The 20,704-nt window shown below is 68.2% G+C and carries 17 protein-coding genes and 1 pseudogene; 10 read left to right on the top strand and 8 right to left on the bottom strand.

The features are described from left to right. Nucleotides 1-13 precede the first annotated feature (13 nt). Complete coding sequence (locus A6302_RS07200) at nucleotides 14-775, top strand: SDR family NAD(P)-dependent oxidoreductase (protein ID WP_069306475.1); 762 nt, start codon at nucleotides 14-16, stop codon at nucleotides 773-775. 67 nt (nucleotides 776-842) lie between these two features. Here A6302_RS07200 and A6302_RS26105 read toward each other — a convergent pair whose 3' ends face one another. Genes A6302_RS26105 through A6302_RS07210 form a run of 4 tightly spaced genes read right to left on the bottom strand, consistent with a single transcriptional unit; the run spans nucleotide 843 to nucleotide 4,598 of the window. Next, nucleotides 843-1,316, bottom strand: a complete 474-nt coding sequence (locus A6302_RS26105; RefSeq protein ID WP_425349129.1) for an ATP-binding protein — start codon at nucleotides 1,314-1,316, stop codon at nucleotides 843-845. Beyond that, entirely contained in the window at nucleotides 1,298-2,764 is a 1,467-nt protein-coding gene (locus A6302_RS26110; RefSeq protein WP_425349130.1) for a coiled-coil domain-containing protein, read from the bottom strand. Before A6302_RS26110 ends, A6302_RS26105 begins: the two co-directional genes overlap by 19 nt. Beyond that, on the bottom strand, nucleotides 2,761-3,477 hold the full coding sequence (locus A6302_RS26115; protein WP_425349131.1) for an AAA family ATPase: 717 nt from the start codon (nucleotides 3,475-3,477) through the stop codon (nucleotides 2,761-2,763). Before A6302_RS26115 ends, A6302_RS26110 begins: the two co-directional genes overlap by 4 nt. Then, nucleotides 3,474-4,598, bottom strand: coding sequence for a metallophosphoesterase family protein (locus A6302_RS07210; RefSeq protein WP_069306476.1), 1,125 nt, complete (start codon nucleotides 4,596-4,598; stop codon nucleotides 3,474-3,476). Before A6302_RS07210 ends, A6302_RS26115 begins: the two co-directional genes overlap by 4 nt. 1,282 nt (nucleotides 4,599-5,880) lie before the next feature. Between A6302_RS07210 and A6302_RS07215 the strand changes: the two genes are divergently transcribed. Both A6302_RS07215 and A6302_RS07220 read left to right on the top strand, forming a co-directional pair. Further along, a complete protein-coding gene (locus tag A6302_RS07215) occupies nucleotides 5,881-6,363 on the top strand; it encodes a cucumopine synthase-related protein (RefSeq protein WP_069306477.1) in 483 nt (160 codons plus the stop codon). Between the two features lie 27 nt (nucleotides 6,364-6,390). After that, nucleotides 6,391-6,912 carry a hypothetical protein gene (locus A6302_RS07220; RefSeq protein ID WP_210183281.1) on the top strand — a complete coding sequence of 174 codons (522 nt, stop codon included), beginning with the start codon at nucleotides 6,391-6,393 and terminating at the stop codon, nucleotides 6,910-6,912. On the opposite strand, the gene glnT is transcribed toward A6302_RS07220, so the two are convergent. The 3 genes and pseudogenes from glnT to A6302_RS07235 all read right to left on the bottom strand — a co-directional run bounded on the left by glnT (nucleotide 6,899) and on the right by A6302_RS07235 (nucleotide 10,084). After that, nucleotides 6,899-8,245, bottom strand: coding sequence for a type III glutamate--ammonia ligase (gene glnT, locus A6302_RS07225; RefSeq protein WP_069306478.1), 1,347 nt, complete (start codon nucleotides 8,243-8,245; stop codon nucleotides 6,899-6,901). The genes A6302_RS07220 and glnT overlap by 14 nt on opposite strands. Beyond that, the gene (locus tag A6302_RS07230) at nucleotides 8,245-9,075 is read right to left on the bottom strand and encodes a creatininase family protein (RefSeq protein ID WP_069306479.1); all 831 of its coding nucleotides are present in this window, start codon (nucleotides 9,073-9,075) and stop codon (nucleotides 8,245-8,247) included. The genes glnT and A6302_RS07230 overlap by 1 nt, the downstream gene beginning before the upstream one ends. 206 nt (nucleotides 9,076-9,281) lie before the next feature. Next, nucleotides 9,282-10,084, bottom strand: a pseudogene (locus A6302_RS07235) (amino acid ABC transporter ATP-binding protein). 214 nt (nucleotides 10,085-10,298) lie between these two features. On the opposite strand from A6302_RS07235, the gene A6302_RS07240 reads away from it, so the two are divergent. The 7 genes from A6302_RS07240 to A6302_RS07270 all read left to right on the top strand — a co-directional run bounded on the left by A6302_RS07240 (nucleotide 10,299) and on the right by A6302_RS07270 (nucleotide 17,816). Next, a complete protein-coding gene (locus tag A6302_RS07240; protein WP_069306480.1) occupies nucleotides 10,299-11,225 on the top strand; it encodes an ABC transporter substrate-binding protein in 927 nt (308 codons plus the stop codon). Nucleotides 11,226-11,325: 100 nt separating this feature from the next. Next, complete coding sequence (locus A6302_RS07245) at nucleotides 11,326-12,264, top strand: amino acid ABC transporter permease (protein ID WP_069306481.1); 939 nt, start codon at nucleotides 11,326-11,328, stop codon at nucleotides 12,262-12,264. A gap of 56 nt (nucleotides 12,265-12,320) precedes the next feature. Beyond that, a complete protein-coding gene (locus A6302_RS07250; protein WP_069306482.1) occupies nucleotides 12,321-13,502 on the top strand; it encodes an aromatic ring-hydroxylating oxygenase subunit alpha in 1,182 nt (393 codons plus the stop codon). A gap of 46 nt (nucleotides 13,503-13,548) precedes the next feature. After that, nucleotides 13,549-14,535, top strand: a complete 987-nt coding sequence (locus A6302_RS07255) for an aldo/keto reductase (protein WP_069306483.1) — start codon at nucleotides 13,549-13,551, stop codon at nucleotides 14,533-14,535. Nucleotides 14,536-14,542: 7 nt separating this feature from the next. Further along, a complete protein-coding gene (locus A6302_RS07260; protein ID WP_069306484.1) occupies nucleotides 14,543-16,219 on the top strand; it encodes an FAD-dependent oxidoreductase in 1,677 nt (558 codons plus the stop codon). Next, nucleotides 16,216-17,001, top strand: coding sequence for an SDR family NAD(P)-dependent oxidoreductase (locus tag A6302_RS07265; protein WP_069306485.1), 786 nt, complete (start codon nucleotides 16,216-16,218; stop codon nucleotides 16,999-17,001). The genes A6302_RS07260 and A6302_RS07265 overlap by 4 nt, the downstream gene beginning before the upstream one ends. 116 nt (nucleotides 17,002-17,117) lie before the next feature. Continuing rightward, the gene (locus A6302_RS07270; RefSeq protein ID WP_083255592.1) at nucleotides 17,118-17,816 is read left to right on the top strand and encodes a TetR/AcrR family transcriptional regulator; all 699 of its coding nucleotides are present in this window, start codon (nucleotides 17,118-17,120) and stop codon (nucleotides 17,814-17,816) included. Nucleotides 17,817-17,908: 92 nt separating this feature from the next. On the opposite strand, the gene A6302_RS22805 is transcribed toward A6302_RS07270, so the two are convergent. After that, nucleotides 17,909-20,704: beta strand repeat-containing protein (locus A6302_RS22805; protein WP_169833527.1), on the bottom strand; the 2,796-nt coding region annotated here is incomplete at its 5' end.

Below are 20,704 nucleotides of genomic sequence, written 5' to 3' on the forward strand. Positions count from 1 at the left end.
TCAAGGGACTGTCATGTCAAATCTCCTCAAGGGCAAGGTTGCCCTCGTGACCGGCGGATCGCGTGGCCTCGGCGTGGCGATTGCCGAAGCCCTGGCCGATCAGGGCGCCGATGTCGCCATCAGCTATGCGGCGTCCGTGGACAAGGCCGAGGCCGTGGTGGCACGGCTGAAGGCAAAGGGCGTGCGCGCGCTCGCCGTCCGGGCCGACCAGTCCGATCTTGCCGTTGCCGGGCCGCTTGTCGACACGGTGATGGCCGAATTCGGCCGGCTCGACATTCTCGTCAACAATGCCGGCATCGCGATCCAGGGACAGCTGGTGGACGATCCGGCGCTCGATGGCGACCGCTACAATCGGCAGTGGCAGGTCAATGTTCTCGGCACGATCGCGATCACGCGCGCGGCGGCGCCGAAGCTCGCGGATGGCGGACGGATCATCTTCATCGGCTCGCGGCTCGGCTCCGTGGTGCCCTTCGCGGGCGTTGCCGACTATGCCGGCACCAAGTGGGCGCTCGCCGGCTATGCCAAGGGCATCGCGCGCGATCTCGGTCCGCGCAACATCACGGTCAACGTCGTCCAGCCCGGCATCATGCCGACCGACATGGCGGCCGATGTCGCGGGCGAGTTGCCGAACCGGGACGCCATCCTCGACATGCATCCGATCCGCCGGATCGCGACCCTCGAGGAGGTGGCCGACACCGTCTCCTTCCTCGCCGGTCCGTCGGCAGGCTACATCACCGGCGAGGCCCTCAACATTTCCGGCGGCATCGCCATCTGACCGGGATTCACGCATGAGGATGGCCTCCGGGATCGCGCTTTCGGTCCCGGAGGCCGTCCGTCTACGGTCAGGTCGGATCCGACGGACGCCAGTCGGTCATCTGCAGCGCATGGCCGCCGAGCTTCTGGAAGGCGCGCTGGCGGCAGGAGAAGACGATGATCTGCTGGTCCTTCGCCTGCCGGTGCAGGGCGTCGAACATCTTCTCGATGCGGTCGTCGTCGGAATAGACCAGCGCGTCGTCGAGGATCACCGGCGCCGGCCGGCCGTCCCTGGCCAGCAGCCGGGCGAAGGCGAGCCGGGTCAGCACCGAAAGCTGCTCGCGCATGCCGCCGCTGAGCCGCTCGACGTCCTCTTCCTGGCCGTTGCGCAGGATCGTCTGCGGCAGCAGCGTCTTTTCGTCGAAGGTGATCGCCACGTCGTCGAACAGCAGCCCGAGCAGCGGCCGGAGTTCGGCCATCACCGGCTTGAGATAGAGGTCGCGCGCCTCCGATCGGGCGGTTTCCAGCGCGCTCGTCAGCTGCTTCAGGACGGCCGCCTCCATCGCGAAGGCCTCCACACGCCGCTGGGCAGTGCTGAGCGCGTCGCGGTTTCCCGCCACAGTTCCTCGACCGCCTCGTCCGATTTCGCCCGGATCGCGGCATTGAGACCGGCGATGGTCTCGCGCAGGGCGCCGGCCTCCTTCTCGGCGGCATCCGCAACCGAGCGGGCGCGCTTCAGCGCCGCTTCAGCGGACTCCAGATCGCCCGCCGCGGCCCGCAGCCGCGCCGCCTGCGCTTCGGCTCCGGCGAAGGCCACGTCAAGGTCGGCGAAGGCCGCAGCCAGCGCAGATTCACGGTCGGTACGCACGTTCTCGGGGCCGAGCAGCGCGTCGACCTGCACGAGATCGGCCTTCAGCCCGGCCAGCGCCGTTTCGGCCGCGACGAAGGCGTCGCCGGCACTGGCCTGCAGCGGCTCCACCTCGCGCACCGCCTGCCGCGCCGCCTTGCGCCGGGCTTCGGCGTCGGCGAGGGCGGCACGGGTCGCGCCCGGGTCCTCCTTCAGCTCAAGCAATGCCACATCGATCGCCGCGCTGGCTTCGACCTCCTCGCGCAGCTTCGCCAGTCCGGCGGGCGCCAGTTGCAGCAGCTGGGCGTGCCGCTCGCGCAGTTCGGCCTCGATCTGCTGGGCGCGCACCTGCGCTGCCCTGGCGGCGACAAGATCGGCGACGCCCATCGACGCCAGCAACTGGCGTCGCTTCTCCTCGGCCTTCTCCAGCCGGTTGTCGCTTTGCGCCGGCTGGTTCGAGCGCAGCGTGAGCGTACCGATGCCGGGCAGGGCGATCCGCGCCTGCCCGTCGTAGCGGCGTTCTTCGCCGTCACCCAGCGGCGTGCCGTTCAGCGTCACCCGGCCGCTGGCCCCGGCCTCGTAGTCGACCGTCACCGTCGCGCGGGCGGCCTCGTCGACTGCCTTCAGCTTGGCGATGTCGATCTCGGTCGCCTGCAACAGGTCGATGGCGCCCGGGGGCAGCTTCACCCGCGGCAATTCCGCTTCGCCCGCCTCGATCGCGGCGCGGACGGCCTCGGCCGCCGCCAGCCGGGTTTTCAGATCGGCGAGGCGCGCGGAGGCGGCGCGGGCGCGCTCGGCGGCCTCGAGGCGGGCAAGCCGCTCGCGCAACTCCTGCTCGCCGGCCTCCGCAACCTCGGCCTCAAGGCGGGCCGCCTCGATCGCACCCGCCGCATCCCGGCGGCGGCCGATGGCATCTTCGCGCTGCCGTTCGGCCGCCCGCAGGCCGTCCTGCAGCTCGCGGGCCCGGACAAGGGCCGCGCGGTACTGTTTCAGCGCCTGATCGGCGGCGGTGCGACGGTCGCGGGCGAGGCGCAGTTCCGCCTCCGCCGTCTTCAGCGTCTCGCCCCGGGCGCGTGCGGCATCGAAGGCCGCCTGGGCGGTCTCGACCGCCGACTTGCGCGCCTGCCGGTCCTCGGCGTCGTCGATCTCGGCGAGGCGCTTCACCGCCCTGGCCCGCTCGTCCAGCGCGACGCGCAGGGCGGTGCGTCCGCGGACAGCCTGGCTTCCTCCGCGGCGAGCCGGTCGCGTTCGGCGATGGCGGCGGCATAGCGCCCGCCGGTCTTCGCACGGCCGCCGGCGGTCACGAGTTCGGACAGCGCCTCTTCGGCCGCGGCCATGATCTCGGCCATGCGCCGCCCGCCGGTGACGGCCTCGACCTCGCCCTGCACGGATTCCAGCAGGCTGGCGCGCACCTGCTTCTCGCTGTCCTCTTCGGAGCGGCTGCGCTTCTCGATGCCGGTGATGCCCTGGCGCACCCAGAGCAGGCCGGCCGGCCCCGACGTGCCGCCCTTGATCAGGCCGGCGATGAAATTCTCCGCCTCGTCGGCCTGCGCCACCAGCCGTCCGCTGGCAAGATCGGTGACGCGGGCGAACTTGCCGCCGTAATACTGCTTGGTGATCCGGAAGCGCCCGGTGTCGGTGGCGATGTCGGCCTCCACCAGCGGGCTGCCGCCGCTGTAGGGCCGCAGGTTGCGCACGTCGTTCGGCGTGCCGGAATAGGGCTGGAAGAACAGCGCGTGCAGCGCCTCGAAACTGGTCGACTTGCCGAATTCGTTGACCGCGCACAAGACGTTGACGCCGTCGCCGATGCCCTCGATGGCGACGCCGCGGCCGGCGAAGCGCTTGACATTGTGAAGCCGGAGCGCCGAGATCTTCATGCCGACACCGCCTGCGCGTGGAAATAGAGCCGCGCCAGCGCCGCCCGGGCAATCTCGCGTTCGGCCGCCGGCCGGGTCTCGTCGCCGGCCTCGGCCAGGAGCGCGTTGGCCGCTTCCCGCAGCGCCCCGGCCCGGTCGATCCGGTCGAGGTCATCTACGTCGCACTCCACCGCAAGGCCGTCCTCGTCGAGGTCGAGCAGCGCGAAATCCGGCGCGGCGCTCTCGATCGCCTGCGCCAGCGCCGCGCGCTCGGCAAGGCCGCTGCGCCCGGTGGCCAGCACGCGCACCAGCGCGTTGCGCCGCTGCCGTTCACCGGGCAGCAACGCGTCCAGCGCCGGGACGGGATCGTCGCCGCGCAGGAGGTGCAGCTCGAGCGTGCGCCAGGCGAAGGTCGCCGTCTCGAAGGGCGTGACCGCGGGCGGGGCCGACGGGCCATCGAGGCTTACCAGCAGCGCCATGCCGGGGCGGTCGTGCTTGAACCGGTCCGGCTCCGGGCTGCCGCTGTAGCGGGTGCGCGGGTCGACCTCGACGGCGCCGTGCCAGTCGCCGAGTGCCAGATAGTCGAGCCGCGCGCGCCGCGCCCGGTCCGGCGCGATCACGTCGGAAGCGGCGGCTTCTTCAGAAAAGCTCTGGATCGCGCCATGGGCAAGGCCGAGGCGCAGGGTGCCGTCCGGCGTCGGCGCGGCGTCCATCCAGTCGGTCAGGTCCCGGCCGGGCCGCCGCGTCGTGCAGGGGGCCGGCAGCAGCACCACGCCGGGGGCAAGGTCGATCGGCCGCGGCTCCACCGCCAGCAGGACATTGTCCGGCGCCTCCGCCCGCAGGCTCGCCCAGAGCTGCGTTGCCTGCAGCGAATCGTGGTTGCCGGGCAGGATCACCCAGCGGATCGGCGCATGCGCCCGCATCTCGGCGAGCGCCTGCCGCCGGACGTCGGGGGCCGGCGTCTCGGTGTCGAAGGTGTCGCCGGCGAGCAGGATCGTGCTCGCGCCCTCGGCCCGGGCGTGCGCCGCCAGCTTGCCGATCACCGCGTGCCGGGCTTCGCGCAGGCGGCTCGGCAGGTCGCCGGAGACATTGCCGAAGCGCTTGCCGAGATGCAGGTCGCTCGAATGGATGAAACGGATCATGCCTGCCCGGATGCCTGAGGGGTGTCACCGTGCTGGTGCGCCCGTTCGATCGCTGCGTCAAGGCGCGCGGCCCCCCGCTGCGCGCCGCATGAAGACGAGCAGCCCGGCGAGGCCCGCCGCAGGATCGGACTGATCGAGCAAGACCGGATTGTCAAGGACGACGGCGGCGCGTTCGGCCGGCGGAGTGTCGGTGGTCGTATGGTGCCGGTCTTCGTTCAGCGGCGGATGGCAGGCCGCAATCTGCGAAACGCCCGCTCCGGACGGGTTCGGGCCTCGACTCCTCCCTTCGGGCACGGCGGCGCACGCCGGGCAAGCTGGTCGCCGGGCAGTGGCCGGTCGCTGGTCCGGATTTCCAGCCGGAGGACCGGGATGGCAGTGTGGCGGGCGCGGCGGTGAAACCGGGGTGATGCCGGTCACGATCGCGGGGTTATCGGCCGGCCGGGCACGGGCATCTATCGGCCGTGTCTGGCGCTTCAGACACCGAGCCACCAGCAGCGCATCCACACCTCGGGCGGCACCTCGGTCTCGCTGCGGGACGAGGCGTCGCGGGCGCGTCGGCAACGGCGAGGCGGTCCTCTTCGCGCAGCGGCGTGTTCAGGAGATCGGCATAGCCGGCAAGGCGGGCGATGAAGGCCGACAGCATGTTCCGCATCGACAGGCTCCTTCCTCTGATCCGTCTGCCGCGGGACTGGCCGCGGCGGCGCGTGTGCGCCCGGAATCTGGCAAGCAACTCCCGTGCCGACCGGGCAGGGAGGTCTCCGGCATGCCAAGTTCGCCGGCATGCAATGACGGGCGCTCTGGTGCTGTCTGGGTCAATGAAATGCGCGGCTGTCCGGGCCGGGCGGCGGGCGCTGCGTGAAATCTCAGCCACTCCACCGTCTTCGCCGGGCTTGACCCGGCGACCCAATGGCGGCGCGGCATCCGGACGGCAACCTGACCAGATTCGATGGAGATGTGCGCGTGGAGAGGCCCGTGGATTGCCGGGTCAGGCCGGCAAAGACGGTGGAGAGTTTGGGTGAAAGGGGCGAGCAATGAGCGGAAGATGGAATTCATGGTCGCACTATCGGCAATAATTAGATGTATACAGAAGTACAATACTTCCATATCCAAATATATCTATACAATTGATTGACCTTAACATCCTTAGTGACTACAACATTGCTTGTTCCTCCCGCAATAGAGGGTGGCGATTCAGCACGCATCCGCCAGTCGGAGGCGAACAGTCATTTGCGCGGATCACCGGGATGCGTTCGCATCCGGCCGCGACGGAAAGGACCGTGTGATGAATGTGAAAGAGGTGATCGATGAGCTCGACGCCGAGCGCGAGAAGATCTGGCTGACCTGTCCGGACGAGGTGAAGGACATCGGTCAGGGCATCGTGCCGCGCGGCACCGGCTCGCGCGGCCAGTATTTCAGCACGCTCGTCTTCGCCGAGGGCGAGGCGCGCACGCTGGCCGACGAGATGCTCTGGGGCATCATCCAGGTCTGCGAGAAGCCCGACGCCGACCTCGGCACGCTGAAGCACGTGATCTCCGAGATCATCGGCTACAAGGCCGACTTCTTCGACTTCGTGGGCCTGCCGCATGCCGCGGCGATGATCCACAAATACGTCGCCGCCGCCCAGGAATGCGGCACGCTGGACGAGTTGAAGGCGCTGTCCTCGGCCTGCCTCACCTACGCCAACCGCGTGCACATGTGGGTCGACGCCGTTTTCCCCTGGGGCCTCGGCAACGCCTTCAAGCGCGTCGACCGCCGCTATCCCTGATCCATCGATTGCCAAGGAGTTCCGAAGATGCGCGTTCGTCTCAAAGTGGACGGGGAAGAGGCCTGCCAGTTCGAGGTCTGGGAGGACAAGGTTCCGAACATCGCGGCGCTGTTCCGCGAGAAGCTGCCGGTGAAATCCACCCTGCAGCACGGCAAGCTGATCGGCGACATGGTGTTCTTCGTCACGCCCTTCATCGCGCCGTGGGAGAACATGTACCTGACGCAGGACGTCGGCCGCATGCGCCGCGAGGCCACCGGCCATTCCGCCGGCGCCGTGTGCTTCTACGGGCCGCGCCAGCAGCTCTGCGTCGTCTACGGCGACGACACGGCCGAGGAGCCGCTCAAGATCTCCTACATCGGCGAGATCGTGGAAGGTCATCTGAAGATGAAGCTCGTCGCGCCGAATGCTGGCTGCAGCAGGGCGCCATCGTCGAGATGGAACTGGCCTGACGCCTGCGCCGGCCGGGGGATGTCCCGGCGGCCGCGTCCGGCCGCGAGGGCAACGGGCCGTCCTGCCGGGCGGCCCGTCTGCGTTTTCAGAAGAACTTGAGGTAGCGCTTCGTCTCCCATTCGGAGACGTGGGCCATGTAGGACATCCACTCCTCGCGCTTGTAGGCGATCCAGGCATCGGCCATGCCGTCGCCCATCACCTGACGCGACAGCGGATCGGCGGCAAAGGCGTCGATCGCCTCGCCGAGCGTGCGCGGCAATTCGCGGATGCCGCGGGCGGCCAGTTCCTCGGCGGTCACCTCGTACATGTTGCCGGTGTTCGGCGCGCCGGGATCGAGATCCTCCGCAATGCCCTCGAGGCCCGCCGCCAGCACCATCGCCGCGCCGAGATAGGGGTTGCAGGAACTGTCCGCCGGGCGCAGTTCGATGCGGCCGCCGCCGAGCGGAATGCGCACGGCGTTGGTGCGGTTGTTGTTGCCGTAGCAGCAGAAGATCGGCGCCCAGGTGAAGCCGGACATGGAGCCCTGCTTGACGAGGCGCTTGTAGCTGTTGACCGTCGGCGCCACGACCGCGCAGATCGCCGGCAGGTGGCGGACGACGCCGGCGACAAACTTGTAGCCGAGCTCGGACAGGCCGCAGCCGCGCGGATCGGCCTTGTCGGCAAAGGCGTTCACGCCAGTTCCTAGATCGGCGAGCGACATGTTGAAATGCGCGCCGCTGCCGGTGCGGTCGGCATAGGGCTTGGGCATGAACGATGCGAACAGGCCGTGCTTCTCGACCATCTTGTTGGCCATCATCCGCAGGAAGACGAAGCGGTCGGCGATGGTCACGGCGTCGGCATAGGCAAAGTCGATCTCGAACTGGCCGAGGCCGTCCTCCTGATCGAAGGAATAGACGTCCCAGCCGAGGCCGTTCATGGCGCCGACCAGTTCGCCGAGCCAGCCCATGTTGTCGAGCACGCTCTGCCCGTCGTAGCAGGGCTTCAGCAGCGGCCGTTCCGACACCGGCGCATGGCCGGGCGCCCGGTCGAGCACGTAGAATTCGGCCTCCATGCCGAGATTGAAGCGATAGCCGAGACCGGCGGCCTTCGCCGTCTGCCGCTTCAGGATGTTGCGGCTGCAGGCCTCGAACGGCTTGCCGGAGAGATGCAGGTCGCTGGCGAACCAGGCGACCTTGTCGTTCCACGGCAGCACCGTGCAGGACGCCGGGTCAGGCCGGGCGGACACCTCCTCGTCGTGGACGCTCTGAGGCACGCCGTCGAGGGCGGCGCCGGTGAACAGCTCCGATCCGGCGAGCATGTGCTCCAGATGCGGCAGCGGCACCATCTTGGCCTTGGAGACGCCGTGCATGTCGACGTAGCTCGCCATCAGATAGTCGACGCCGGCGTCGGCAAGCGTCTGGCGAAGGGGGCTGGTGGGGGCGGTCGCGTCCATCAGGATTGGTCTCCGGGAGATGTGCAGGTGAAACTCGGGCGAGGCGGGGCAGGGGCAGGCGGCGGGGCATCCACCCAGTCTTCCAGCGGGGTGCGCTCACGCAGGGCGCCCTGCAGCTGGTCGGCAAGGCTGGCCACCGCGAGCGACAGGATCGCTTCGCCGAAGTCCGCCGAGCCGCGGCTCGGCAGGCCGACGACGCCGTGCCGGCTCTCGCGGTCGACCGTGTAGGAGAAGAAGCAGCAGGTCGCCCGGTTGGGCTCGTCGACCGCGCGGTCCATGTGCACGAGATCCGGCCGCAGATGCAGCATCAGCGAGGTCTCGGCGTCGTTGGCGTGCCAGTTGGTGCCGCCGTCGTATTCGTAACAGGCGCGCACGTCGGCGGAAATTTCCCACAGCGAGCGCAGGCCGATCCGCATGGCCGGCAGATCGGTGCGGATGTTCTCCAGCGCGCAGCGCAGCGGTGCCCAGTTGGTGACGTGGCCGTTGAGGATCAGCAGGCGGGTGAAGCCGGAATGGCCGACCCATTCGGCAATCTCCAGCACCAGCTTCGACAGCGTCTCGGGCCGCAGCGAGAGGGTGCCCGGCCACTTGCGGGAATGGCCCGGCGAGCAGCCGTAGGGCAGGGCGGGCAGCACCGGGATGCCGGTGCGGGCGGAGACGCCGAGCGCCACCGCCTCGGCCGACATCGTGTCAACGCCGGTCGGCAGATGCGGTCCGTGCTGCTCCGTGGCGCCGATCGGCAGGATGCAGAGGTCGATGCCGCCGTCGCGCACGGCGGCGATCTCCTCGAAGGAGCGTTCCTCCCAGCGGACAGGTTTTCCACTCGTCATGTGCCGCGCCTTTCCTGCCGCCCGCATGCCGCCGGGCCGGATGACAGACCGGGTGACAGACGCGGCTCATGAAATTTCATCAAACGTTCAATTAGTGCGAGGCTGATCATAAATCCTGCTCCAAGTGTATGCATGCCTGAATTCAGTGCATTTGCCTCCCGCCCTTGCTGCCGAAATCGGCGCGGACGCCCTCGCCGACGGCGTCTTCAGAGCAGCTTGGACAGGAACGCCCGCGTGCGCGGATGGCGCGGCTCGGAAAAGATCGTCGCCGGGGCGCTGGCCTCGACCACCGCGCCCTGATCCATGAAGGCGACCTTGTCGCCGACCTCGCGGGCAAAGCCCATCTCGTGGGTGACGACGATCATGGTCATGCCGTCACGGGCGAGATCCTTCATCACATCAAGCACTTCGCCGACGAGTTCCGGATCGAGCGCGCTGGTCGGCTCGTCGAACAGCATCAGCTTGGGCCGCATGGCCAGCGCCCGCGCGATCGCCACCCGCTGCTGCTGGCCGCCGGACAGTTGGCTCGGATAGGCATGGAGACGGTGGCCGAGGCCGACCCGGGAAAGCAGGGATTCCGCCCGTTCCGTCGCCTCCGACCGCGACTCCCGGCGCACGTGGATCGGGGCCTCCACCACATTCTCCAGCGCGGTCATGTGCGCGAAAAGATTGAACTTCTGGAACACCATGCCGATGTCGGCACGCTGCGCGGCCGCCTGTTTTTCCTTCAGCGGATGCAGCCGGTCGCCCTCGCGGCGGTAGCGACATGCTGTCCGTCGACCGTCAGCAGCCCGCCGTCGATCTGTTCCAGATTGTTGATGCAGCGCAGGAACGTGGACTTTCCCGACCCCGAGGGGCCGATCAGGCAGACCACCTCGCCGCGGTGCACGGTCAGGTCCACGCCCTTCAGCACCAGGCTGCCGTGAAAGCTCTTCTTCACCTGCCGGGCAAGGACCATCGGCGTGTCCGTCTGCCCGGCGCGGGTCGTCTCGATCTCGGTCATCGTCATCGCTTCGCTTTCGCCCCCGGGTGGCCAGCAGGATGGAACGTCGCCCTCCGCTTTGCGAAGCCCGTGCCATTTCGTGTTCCTAACTAATCGTTCGATTAAATTGGCATGTGATTTGCGAAAGTGTCGACAGCGGTTCCGTATCCGCCTACGCCGCGACAGACGGCGTGCCGCCGGCACGGACGGGCCGGGTTTTCCGAAGAGAAGGATCGTTGCAATGTCTGCGAATGTATTCGTCCGGGTCTTCGTTGCGGCCGGTCTCGCCGTGACCACCCTCTGCTCGCTCGCCTCCGTCGCGCCGGCCGTTGCCGCCCCCGACATGCCCATCCCCGAACAGGCCGTCGTGCCGGAACTGCATGCGCTGTTGCCCGAGAAGATCCGCAGCGCCGGCGTGCTCAACCTTGCCACCGACGCCCACTATCCGCCGTGCCAGTGGTTCCTGGAGGATGGCAAGACCATGATCGGCTACGAGGTCGACATCTGGAACGCGCTGGCGCAGGTGCTCGGCGTCAAGCTCGAGGCGGTGTCGATCGACTTTGCCGGCCTGATCCCCGGGGTTGCCGGCGGCCGCTACGATCTCGCCATGGAGTGCATCACCGACCGCACCGACCGCGAGGAGCAGGTGACCTTCGTCAACCACTCGCTCGACTACGGCAACGCCTTCTACTACCTCACCTCCACCGCGACGATCACCGCCGGCGACGCGCTGTCGCTCTGCGGCCACAAGACCGCCGGCCAGTCGGGCACGGACTTCGTCGACAAGCTGGAGGCCCTCGCCAAGTGGTGCGTGGACCAGGGCAAGGAGACGATCGAGGTCGGCCAGTACCCGACCGCCTCGGGCGTGCTGCTGGCGCTCTTCTCCGGCCGCATCGATTTCGCCCTCAGCGAGGCCTCGGCGGTCGAGGAGCTCAAGGCGAACAATCCGGTCGACGTCGGCACCATCTCCAACCCGCTGGAAGTCCAGAACTACCTCGGCATCGTCACCGCCAAGGACAACGAGCCGCTGCAGCAGGCGCTGCTCGGTGCGCTGAAGGCGATCAAGGCCAACGGCACTTACGACATGATCTTCGAGAAGTGGAGCCTGCCGCATGCCGCGCTCGACGAGTTCGGCATCAACATGACCACGACCAAGCCGCGCGGCTGACGCCGCCGCGCCGCGGGGGCCATGTCCCCGCGGCGCCTGTCCTGCCTCGGACCGGTCCTGGCTGACCGGTCATCCGAAAGCTGCCGACGGAGCGACGATCATGGATGCCAACTCTCCCGCCAGGGCCGGGCGCGATCCCGAAGAGACGGGCGACGACCTCGTCGTCGTCACGCCGAAGCACCCGCTGCGCTGGGTGATGGTGGCGCTGGTGATGGTGATCGCCGGCTTCGCGCTGTCGTCGGTCGCAACCAATCCGAATTTCCAGTGGCCGGTGGTCGGCCGCTACCTGTTCGACCCGATCGTGCTGTCCGGCTTCCTGACGACCCTGTGGCTGACGGTGGTCACGATGATCATCGGCGTGGTGCTCGGCATCGTGCTGGCGGTGATGCGCCTGTCGTCGAGTCCGATCATCTCGGGCGCGGCCGGGGCCTATCTCTGGTTCTTCCGCGGCACGCCGATGCTGGTGCAACTGATCTTCTGGTACAATCTGGCCGCTCTCTATCCCCGCTACTGGCTCGGCCTTCCGCTCGTCGACCTGACGCTGTTCGAGGGCTCGTTCAACGACCTGATCACGCCCTACACCGCGGCGATCCTCGGCCTCGGCCTCAACGAGGGCGCCTACATGGCGGAGATCGTGCGGGCCGGCATCGATTCCGTCGATGGCGGGCAGAAGGACGCCGCCCGCGCGCTCGGCATGCCGCGCCGGCAGGCGATGCGCCGGGTCATCCTGCCGCAGGCGATGCGCTTCATCGTGCCGCCGACCGGCAACCAGACCATCGGCATGCTGAAGGGCACGTCGATCGTCTCGATCGTCGCGCTGTCGGACCTGCTCTACTCGGTGCAGACGATCTACTCGCGCACCTTCCAGACCATCCCGCTGCTGCTGGTCGCCTGTTTCTGGTACCTCGTCGCGACCACGCTGCTCTCGATCGTCCAGGCCCGGATCGAGCGCCATTTCGCGCGCGGCGATGCCGGCCGCGGCCCGGCCCGCGACGAGCCGCCCGCCGTGATCCGTGCCGAGACCCGCCCCGGCGGATGACCCTTCCCGCGCGTCGCGCGACCCCGACACCCACCCTTTTCCGGAGGTCCCCACTGATGGATACCAACGCGCATTCCGCCGCAAGACTGCCCGATGATCTCGACCGGCTGGTGGACGAGGTTCTTGCCGGCGGCGGCCAGTCGCTGGCGCAGGCCGAGACGCTGCCGCCCGCGGCCTACACCTCGCAGGCCTTCTTCGATCTGGAGGTGGAGAAGATCTTCCGGACCGACTGGCTCGCGGTCGGCCATATCGCGCAGGTGCCGGAGGTCGGCGACTATTTCACGCTCGACCTGCTGGGCGAACCGCTGGTGGTGGTGCGCGGCGAGGACCGCATCCGGGTGATGTCGCGGGTCTGCCTGCACCGCTGGGCGCCGGTGGTGTCGGGCAAGGGCAACACCAAGCTGTTCTCCTGCCCGTTCCACCGCTGGGGCTACGGCCTCGACGGCCAGCTCAGGGTCTCGCCCTACATGCAGGAGGCGGCCGACTTCAATCCGAAGACCTGCCGGCTGCCGGAGGTGCGGTCCGAGATCGTGCTTGGCACGATCTACATCAACCTGTCGGGGGACGCCGCTCCGCTGGCGCCGCGCCTGTCCGGCCTCGTCGCCGAGTTCGCCAAGATCCCGGTGGACGACCTGATCGTCGGCTACTCGACCGAATTCCGCTGTCCGTTCAACTGGAAGATCGCGGTCGAGACCTTCATGGAGTGCTACCACCACATCGGCGCGCACGCGAAGACCCTGCAGCCGCACAGCCCCGGCGGCGAGAGCTGGGGCGAGGACATGACCGACCCGGAGCAGGGCTGGATCACCCTGCGCCACCCGCTCCGCGCCGACCTTCCGACCGAACACGTGCTGAAATCCGGCCTGCCGATCTTCGATGGCTTCACGGACGCGGAGATGCGGGTCGGCAGCCTCTACCACGTGTTCCCGATGAACCTGATCGGCACCAGCGTGGATGCCGTGCGCTGGACGACGATCCTGCCGATCTCGCCCGACGAGACCTGGTGGATCCGCCATCACCTCGTCCGCAAGTCGGCCCGCGACATGCCGGGCTTCGACGCGCTGATGGAGAAGACCAAGGCCAACGGCGCGGTGATCGCGGGCGAGGATGTCGAGGTCAACACGCTGCAGCAGATGGGCGCAAAGTCCCGCTACGCGCGGCCCGGTCGGCTCAGCCATCTGGAAAAGCCGGTCTGGCAGCTCGCCGACTATGTGCGGGCCAAGCTCGCCGACGCATGAGCCGGTCCACGGGACCCGCTCGGGACAAAGCGCAGGAACCACAGCGATGAACTACGTGAAGCTCGGCCGGACCGGCCTCGACGTCTCGCGCCTCTGCCTCGGCTGCATGACCTATGCGGCAGGCCCCGGCGGCAGCCACAAGTGGCTGCTCAACGAGGCGGCGGGACGGCCCTTCATCCGCCATGCCCTCGAACAGGGCATCAACTTCTTCGACACCGCCAACGCCTATTCCGGCGGGGCGAGCGAGGAGGTGCTCGGCCGGGCGCTGAAGGACTTTGCCCGGCGCGACGAGGTGGTGATCCTCACCAAGGTCTACAACCGGATGCGGCCGGGGCCGAACGGCGCCGGCCTGTCGCGCAAGGCGATCATGACCGAGATCGACGCCAGCCTGAAGCGGCTCGGCACCGACCATGTCGACGTCTACATGATCCACCGCTGGGACTACGAGACGCCGATCGAGGAGACGCTGGAGGCGCTGCACGACGTGGTGAAGGCCGGCAAGGCCCGCTATCTCGGCGCCTCGTCGATGTTCGCCTGGCAACTGTGCAAGGCGCTCTACACCGCCGATCTGCACGGCTGGACCCGCTTCACCGTCATGCAGAACCACCTGAACCTCCTCTACCGCGAGGAGGAGCGCGAGATGATGGGGCTGTGCAAGGCCGAGGGCGTCGCTGTCGTGCCGTGGAGCCCGCTGGCGCGCGGCCGGCTGACCCGCCCGTGGAACGCCGAAGTGGACAGCGCCCGCGCCGGCAACGACGCCTACACCACCCACCTCTACGCCAAGACCGAGGAGGCCGACAAACGCGTCGTCGACCGGCTGATCGAAGTATCGGCCGCGCGCGGCGCCCCGCCGGCCGAGGTCGCACTCGCCTGGCTGCTGCAGAAGTCGCCGGTGGCCGCCCCGGTGATCGGCGCGACCAAGCTTGCCCAGATCGACCAGGCCGTCGCCGCGCTGGACGTGACTCTCTCGCCCGCCGAGATCGCCGCGCTGGAGGAGCCCTACCAGCCGCATGCGGTGATCGGCTTCTCGTGAGGTACGGATGACAGCCGTCGCTGTGAGCGTGGAGGAAACCTGCGACGTGCTGGTGGTCGGCTCCGGCGGCGCGGCACTGGTGGCAGCGCTCACCGCCGCGGCCGGCGGGCTCGACGTGATCGTCGCGGAAAAGACCGAGGTGCTCGGTGGCACGACCGCGATTTCGGGTGCCGGGATCTGGGTGCCGGCCAATCGACACGCGCGGGAGGCCGGGATCGACGACAGCCCGGAGCAGGCGCTCGCCTATATCCGCGCCGCCGCGCCGGAGGGCTGGGCCGAGGAAGAGGATCCGCTGTGGCAGCGCTTCGTGGCGGCCGCGCCGGCGATGCTCGATTTCGTGGAGGCCGCGACCCCGCTTTGCTTTGCCCTCAGCGACGACGCCGATCCGCTGCTGCACCTTGAGGGCGCCAGGCGGACAGGCCGCATGGTCTCGCCGCGTCCGCTCCGGCGCCGGGTGGCCGGCGTGCTGGCGCGGCGCCTGCGCCGGCCGCCGCTGCCGCATCTCTTCACCTATCAGGAGGTGCGCGCCGCCGACGTGTTCCACCATCCCGTCCGCGCGGTGCTGGCGCATGCCCACCGCCTCGTCTGGCGGCTTGTCACCGGCAGACGCGGCAAGGGCACGGCGCTCATCGCCGGGCTCGTCGCCGGATGCCTTGCGAACGGCTGCCGCTTCAGGCTGGGCGCGAAGGCCACCGGTCTCCTGACCGATGCGGCCGGCGATGTGACGGGCGCCCTGGTCGAGACCGGCGACGCGCGGACGACGATCCGCGCGCGGCGCGGTGTCGTGCTCGCCTCCGGCGGCTTCGAATGGGACGCGGAACGGCTTGCCCGGCATTTCCCCGGGCCGGTCGATCTCGTCGGCAGCCCGCATGCCAACACGGGCGACGCCCACCGCATGGCCGAGGCGGTCGGCGCGCGGCTCGCGCGGATGGACCAGGCCAACATCGCCCCGGCGATCCCCGCTGTCTACGACGGCCGGCCGCACGGCTTTGCCACCTTCCATCACCGCGAGCCGAACGCGATCCTCGTCGGCCCCGACGGCCGGCGGTTTGCCAACGAATATCTGTTCAATCTCGGCGAGGTGCTGGACGCGCGCGACCCGGCGTCGGGACTGCCCCGCCACCTGCCGGCCTTCCTCGTCACCGACAGCCGCTTCTTCCGGCGCTCGCCGGTGATCGCCCGCTTTCTGCGCCGCGCGCCCGGCTGGGTGGTGACGGCGGCGACGATCGAGGCTCTTGCTGCCCGGATCAGTGTTCCGGTCGAGGGGCTGGCGGACACCGTCGCCCGCTTCAACGCCTTCGCGGCGACCGGGCAGGACCTTGAGTTCCAGCGAGAGCAGGACCTGCTCGCGCCCGGCGGCACCGACCCCGGCCGGATGGACCGGATCTGCCGGCCGCCCTATGCGGCGATGCCGTTCAACCGCTCGTTTCTCGGCACCAAGGGCGGCCCGCGCACCGATGCGGACGGGGCCGTGCTGCGCGCCGATGGCCGCCGCATCGGCGGGCTCTACGCCGCCGGCCTCGCGATGGCCAATCCCTTCGGCACCCGCGCGGTCGGCTCCGGCACCACAATCGGCCCGAACATGACCTGGGGCTACGTCTGCGGCCTGAGCCTCGTCGCCGGCAAGCCGAGGCCGCCGCTCCCCGATCCGCCATGCGACAACAGCAAGGACACGCCGTCATGACCGCGACGACACCCCCTCCCGCCGGCCCGCTCCACGGCCAGGTTGCCCTCGTTACCGGGGGCGCGAAGGGCATCGGCCGCGCGATCGTCCGGGAACTCGCGGGGAAGGGCGCCTCGATCATCGTCGGCGCGGGCCGCGATCTTGCCGGCGCCGAGGCGGTTGCCGAAGATATCACGGCCTCGGGCGGACGCGCGCGCGCGTTCGCCTGCGATCTCGGCGACCGGGCCTCGGTCGACGGCATGGTGGACGCGGCCGTCGCCGCCTTCGGCCGGCTCGACATCGTGGTCGGCAACGCCGGGGCGAGCGCGCGCGGCCTCCTGACCGATCTTTCGGCCGACGACTGGGACACGGTGTTCGCGATCAATACCCGCGGCTTCTTCTTCCTCGCGACGGCCGCAGCCCGGCACATGATCCCGCAGGGCTCCGGCCTCGTCGTCTCCATCGCCGGCGCGTCGGCGCACCGCTGCTATCCGGGTGCCGGCGGCTATGGTCCCTCGAAGGCGGCGGTGGTCAGCCTGACGCAGCAGATGGCGGTGGAGTGGGCGCGCCACGGCCTGCGCGTCAACGGCGTCAGCCCGGGACCGATTCGCGATCCGGACAGCGGTTGGCAGCAGCGCGAGCCGGCGCTTGCCGAGGAGGTGCTGAAGATCCCGCTGAAACGGGCCGGACGGCCGGAGGATGTCGCCCGCGCGGTGGGATACCTCGCCGAGGCGGACTATGTCACCGGCCAGATGCTGGTGGTCGACGGCGGCTCGACCACGACATGGTATATTTCCGTGTGAGAACAGGCGAATTTTCGCAAAAGGTGCCAGGTTGGCCGGTGGTTGACGCGTCGTGGATCGGGTTACTCTGGGCAGAGCGCTGCACGACCGGTTCGACGAACAGCTAAGGACGCTACATGACGGCCACGACAAGGCGCCCGCGGCGGGCACGGACGGCGGCGATCGCCACCGACCCGGTTTCCGCCGAAACGGGAGCGGGGGGAGAGAAGACGAGTGGCCGGGCAGAGGCAGGCGTCAACGGGACAGCCGGTGCGGCGGAGATCCTCCAGCGCGTGGCGCTCGACCTGTTCGCGCAGCAGAACTATTCCACGGTCACGATCAAGGACATCGCGGACGCCACCGGCTTCAACGCCTCGCTGATCTACTATTACTTCGGCAGCAAGGAAGCGCTGTTCATGAAGGCGGTCGAGACGACCGTGGAGGATGCCTTCAAGCATTTCGAGGCGATCACCGCCAAGGCGACGTCGCCGGAGGAAATCATCAGTCTGTGGATCGAGGTGCACATCCGCCAGTATGTGCCGCTGCAGAAGCTCGCCAAGATCAGCCTCGACTACGCCAGCACCCACAACCGCACGCCGCGGATCGACCGCGCCATCCAGGAATTCTACGACAAGGAAGCGGCGCTGCTCGGCAAGGCGATCCGCGACGGCATCCGCGACGGCATCTTCCGCCCGGTGAAGCCGGCGGACACGGTGGTCTTCATCTCGACCTTCCTCGACGGCTCGCTGTTTCGCAACGTGATGTTCCCGAGCTTCAACTACGCCGCCGCGATCCGGAACATGCGCAAGATCGTGCTCGGCCACCTCCGGGTCTGAGCGGGCGATCGGCGGCATCCAGCGCCTGCCGGCGCAAAAGCGCGCCGCGCGGGACAGGGCGTCCCGCGGCCGGCCAAGATCCCGTGGACGCGTCAGGCGACCACGAAGTCGGCGCTGGTCATCGCCAGCCCGGTCGAAATGGTGGCGAACTGCACTGCGCCGCCGGCCGCGTTGCCGTTGCTGTCGTAGATCAGCGCGCCCGTCACGTCGTTGTAGATGATCCGGTCGTTGGCATCCCCGGCCGCCGCTCCGATGACGAAGCGGCCTGCGGCGAGGGCACCGAGGCCGATCGCCGAGAAGATCGCGTCGTCGAGTTCGATCGTGTCGGCCGCAACATTGAAGTCCGAGATCGTGTCGATGTTGTTGATGCCGAGCGCGGACGAGAAGCGGAACGTGTCGTTGCCGCCGTTGCCTTCCAGGATATCAGCCGCCCCGCCTCCGTCGAGGACGTTGACACCGGCGTTGCCGACGAGGGTGTTGGACCTGCCATTGCCGGTGCCGTCCTTGGCGCCGCCCCCGGTCAGGACCAGGGTTTCGACGAAGCGTCCGACCAGCGAGTAGCTCACCGACGAATTGATGGTGTCATTGCCCTCGCCGTCGGCCTCGATCACCACGTCACCGATGTTGTCGACGATATAGGTGTCGTTGCCGTCCTTGCCTTCCATCGTGTCGGCCGCCACACCGCCATCGAGGACGTTGTTGCCGCTGTTTCCGATCAGGGTGTTGGCCTTGCCGTTGCCGGTGGCGTTCTTGTTGCCGGTGCCGGTCAGGATCAGGGTTTCGACGAAGCGTCCGACCAGCGAGTAGCTCACCGACGAGTTGATGGTGTCGTCACCCTCGCCATCGAGCTCGATGACGTTGTCGCCGATGTTGTCGACGATATAGGTGTCGTTGCCGCCCTTGCCGGCCATCGTGTCGGCGGCGACCCCGCCATCGATGATGTTGTTGCCGATGCCGCCGTTGATCGTGTTGGCCTTGCCGTTGCCGGTGGCATTGATCTGCCCGGCCGCGGTGATGTTCAGCGTCTCGACGAAGCGGCCGACCAGCGAGTAGGTCACGGTGGTGTTGATCGTGTCGTTGCCCTCACCGTCGGCCTCCACCACGTTGTCACCGGCGTGGTTGACGAAATAGGTGTCGTCGCCGTCGTGGCCGATCATCGTGTCGGGGCCGCCCTTGCCGTCGAGCGTGTTCGTGCCGTTGTTGCCTTCCAGGGTCTGCCCCTTGCCGTTGCCCGTCAGGTTGATGGCGGAGGTTCCGGCGATGTTCGTCACCGCCAGCACCTCGATGTCCTGATCGGCGGCCAGTGTGACGCTGCGGGTCGTGAAGATCCGGTCGTTGGTGCCTTCGCCAGCGAGTTCGACGACCACGTCGTTGACGTTGTCGATGAAATAGTCGTCGTCGCCGGTGCCGCCGGTCATGGTATCGACGTTGGCGCCGCCATCGAGGATATCGTTGCCGGACCCGCCGATGAGTTCGTCGTTGCCGGTGCGGCCGAGAAGCGTGTCGTCGTCATCGCCGCCATTGAGCAGATCGTTGCCGCCCTGGCCGTCCAGCTCGTCGTCGCCGCCGTTGCCAAGCATCACATCGCGCAGGCCGTCGCCGGTGAGGCTTTCCCCGGTGTCGTCGCTGGTCGTGGTCCGGACGATCCGGTCGATCTGGATGCTGACATGGGTGTCGTCCGGATCGACGTTTCCGTCTTCGATCGCGGAATTGGTATCAGTCCAAGCGGTGACGATGCTGCCGTTGCCGAATACGGCCACCGACGATTCGCGCTGATCCAGCCCTTGATTTTCGACCAAGCCGAGACTGAAGTGAACCTGCAGCGTGAGCGGATCGACCAGCGCGCTACGGATGTCCGTACCTGCCACATTATCCGTGAATGTGATGTAGATCAGGCCATTGCGCAGCTGGGTCAGCGATATGTCAGTGTCAGCGACGCTGTCCAGATCGAAGCGCGTGATCCCGCGCACACTGCCGTCGGCATTGAAGACGGCAATGGAGGAGGCCCCGCCCCCCGGGCCGTTGTCCTCGTAGACGACTGCAAAGCCGCCGTCGGCGAGGGCTACGATTTCCGGATGACGGTTCTGCGTGCCGACGTCGTCGAACACCGTCGGTCCGAGGATAACCGTCCCGGTCGGCGAGACGATCTCGATGCCCATGCTGAAGGTGTCGGTGCCGTCGGTCGTCTCGACTTCATAGGCGATGGCGATGTTGCCGTTGGTCAGCACCGTGACGGCGGGATCCTGTTCATCGGAGCCGGAATTGCCATTGAGCGCACGGCTCAGCACGAACGCGCCATTGGCATCGTAGATGATGAGATCGGCATCCTGGTCGTCCGCACTCAGATTGTCCTGCTTGACCAGCGCCCAGCCGCCGCCGGGCAGGGCCCAGACATCGGCGACGAAGTCGTTGCCATCGGTAGTGGGAAGCTTGGTGTCGGCAACGATCGTGCTGCCATCGGTCGGATCGATGATCGCATGGTGGATGCCGGGGTCGTCGGTGTCCGTCCAGGTGACCAGGATCCCGCCGGTGGACAACTGCGTCATCGAGATGTCGGCCGTGATCGCGTTGCCGACGAACGTGTCGGGGAAGAGCGCACCGCCCGCTCGGATCGTTCCATCCTGGTTATAGATGTCGAGGATGATCGAATAGTCGTTTCCAGTGTTCGTATCGAGCCATTCGTAGGCGACGGCAAAGCCGCCATCCTCGAGCGCGACAACAACCGGGTCGAATTCATCCGATTGCCGAGAAAAGCTCGTGGAATAGTCGGAACTGAACTCGGGAACAACGTTCTCGATGCTGAAGGATATGGACGCCATGACTGGTCCCTTTCTGAAAAGATCCAGGTCGGAAAGGGCGCTGGGCCACGACATGTCGGACGGCAGCGA

The organism is Methylobrevis pamukkalensis, from assembly GCF_001720135.1.
In the GTDB taxonomy this organism is placed as follows: Bacteria; Pseudomonadota; Alphaproteobacteria; order Rhizobiales; family Pleomorphomonadaceae; genus Methylobrevis; species Methylobrevis pamukkalensis.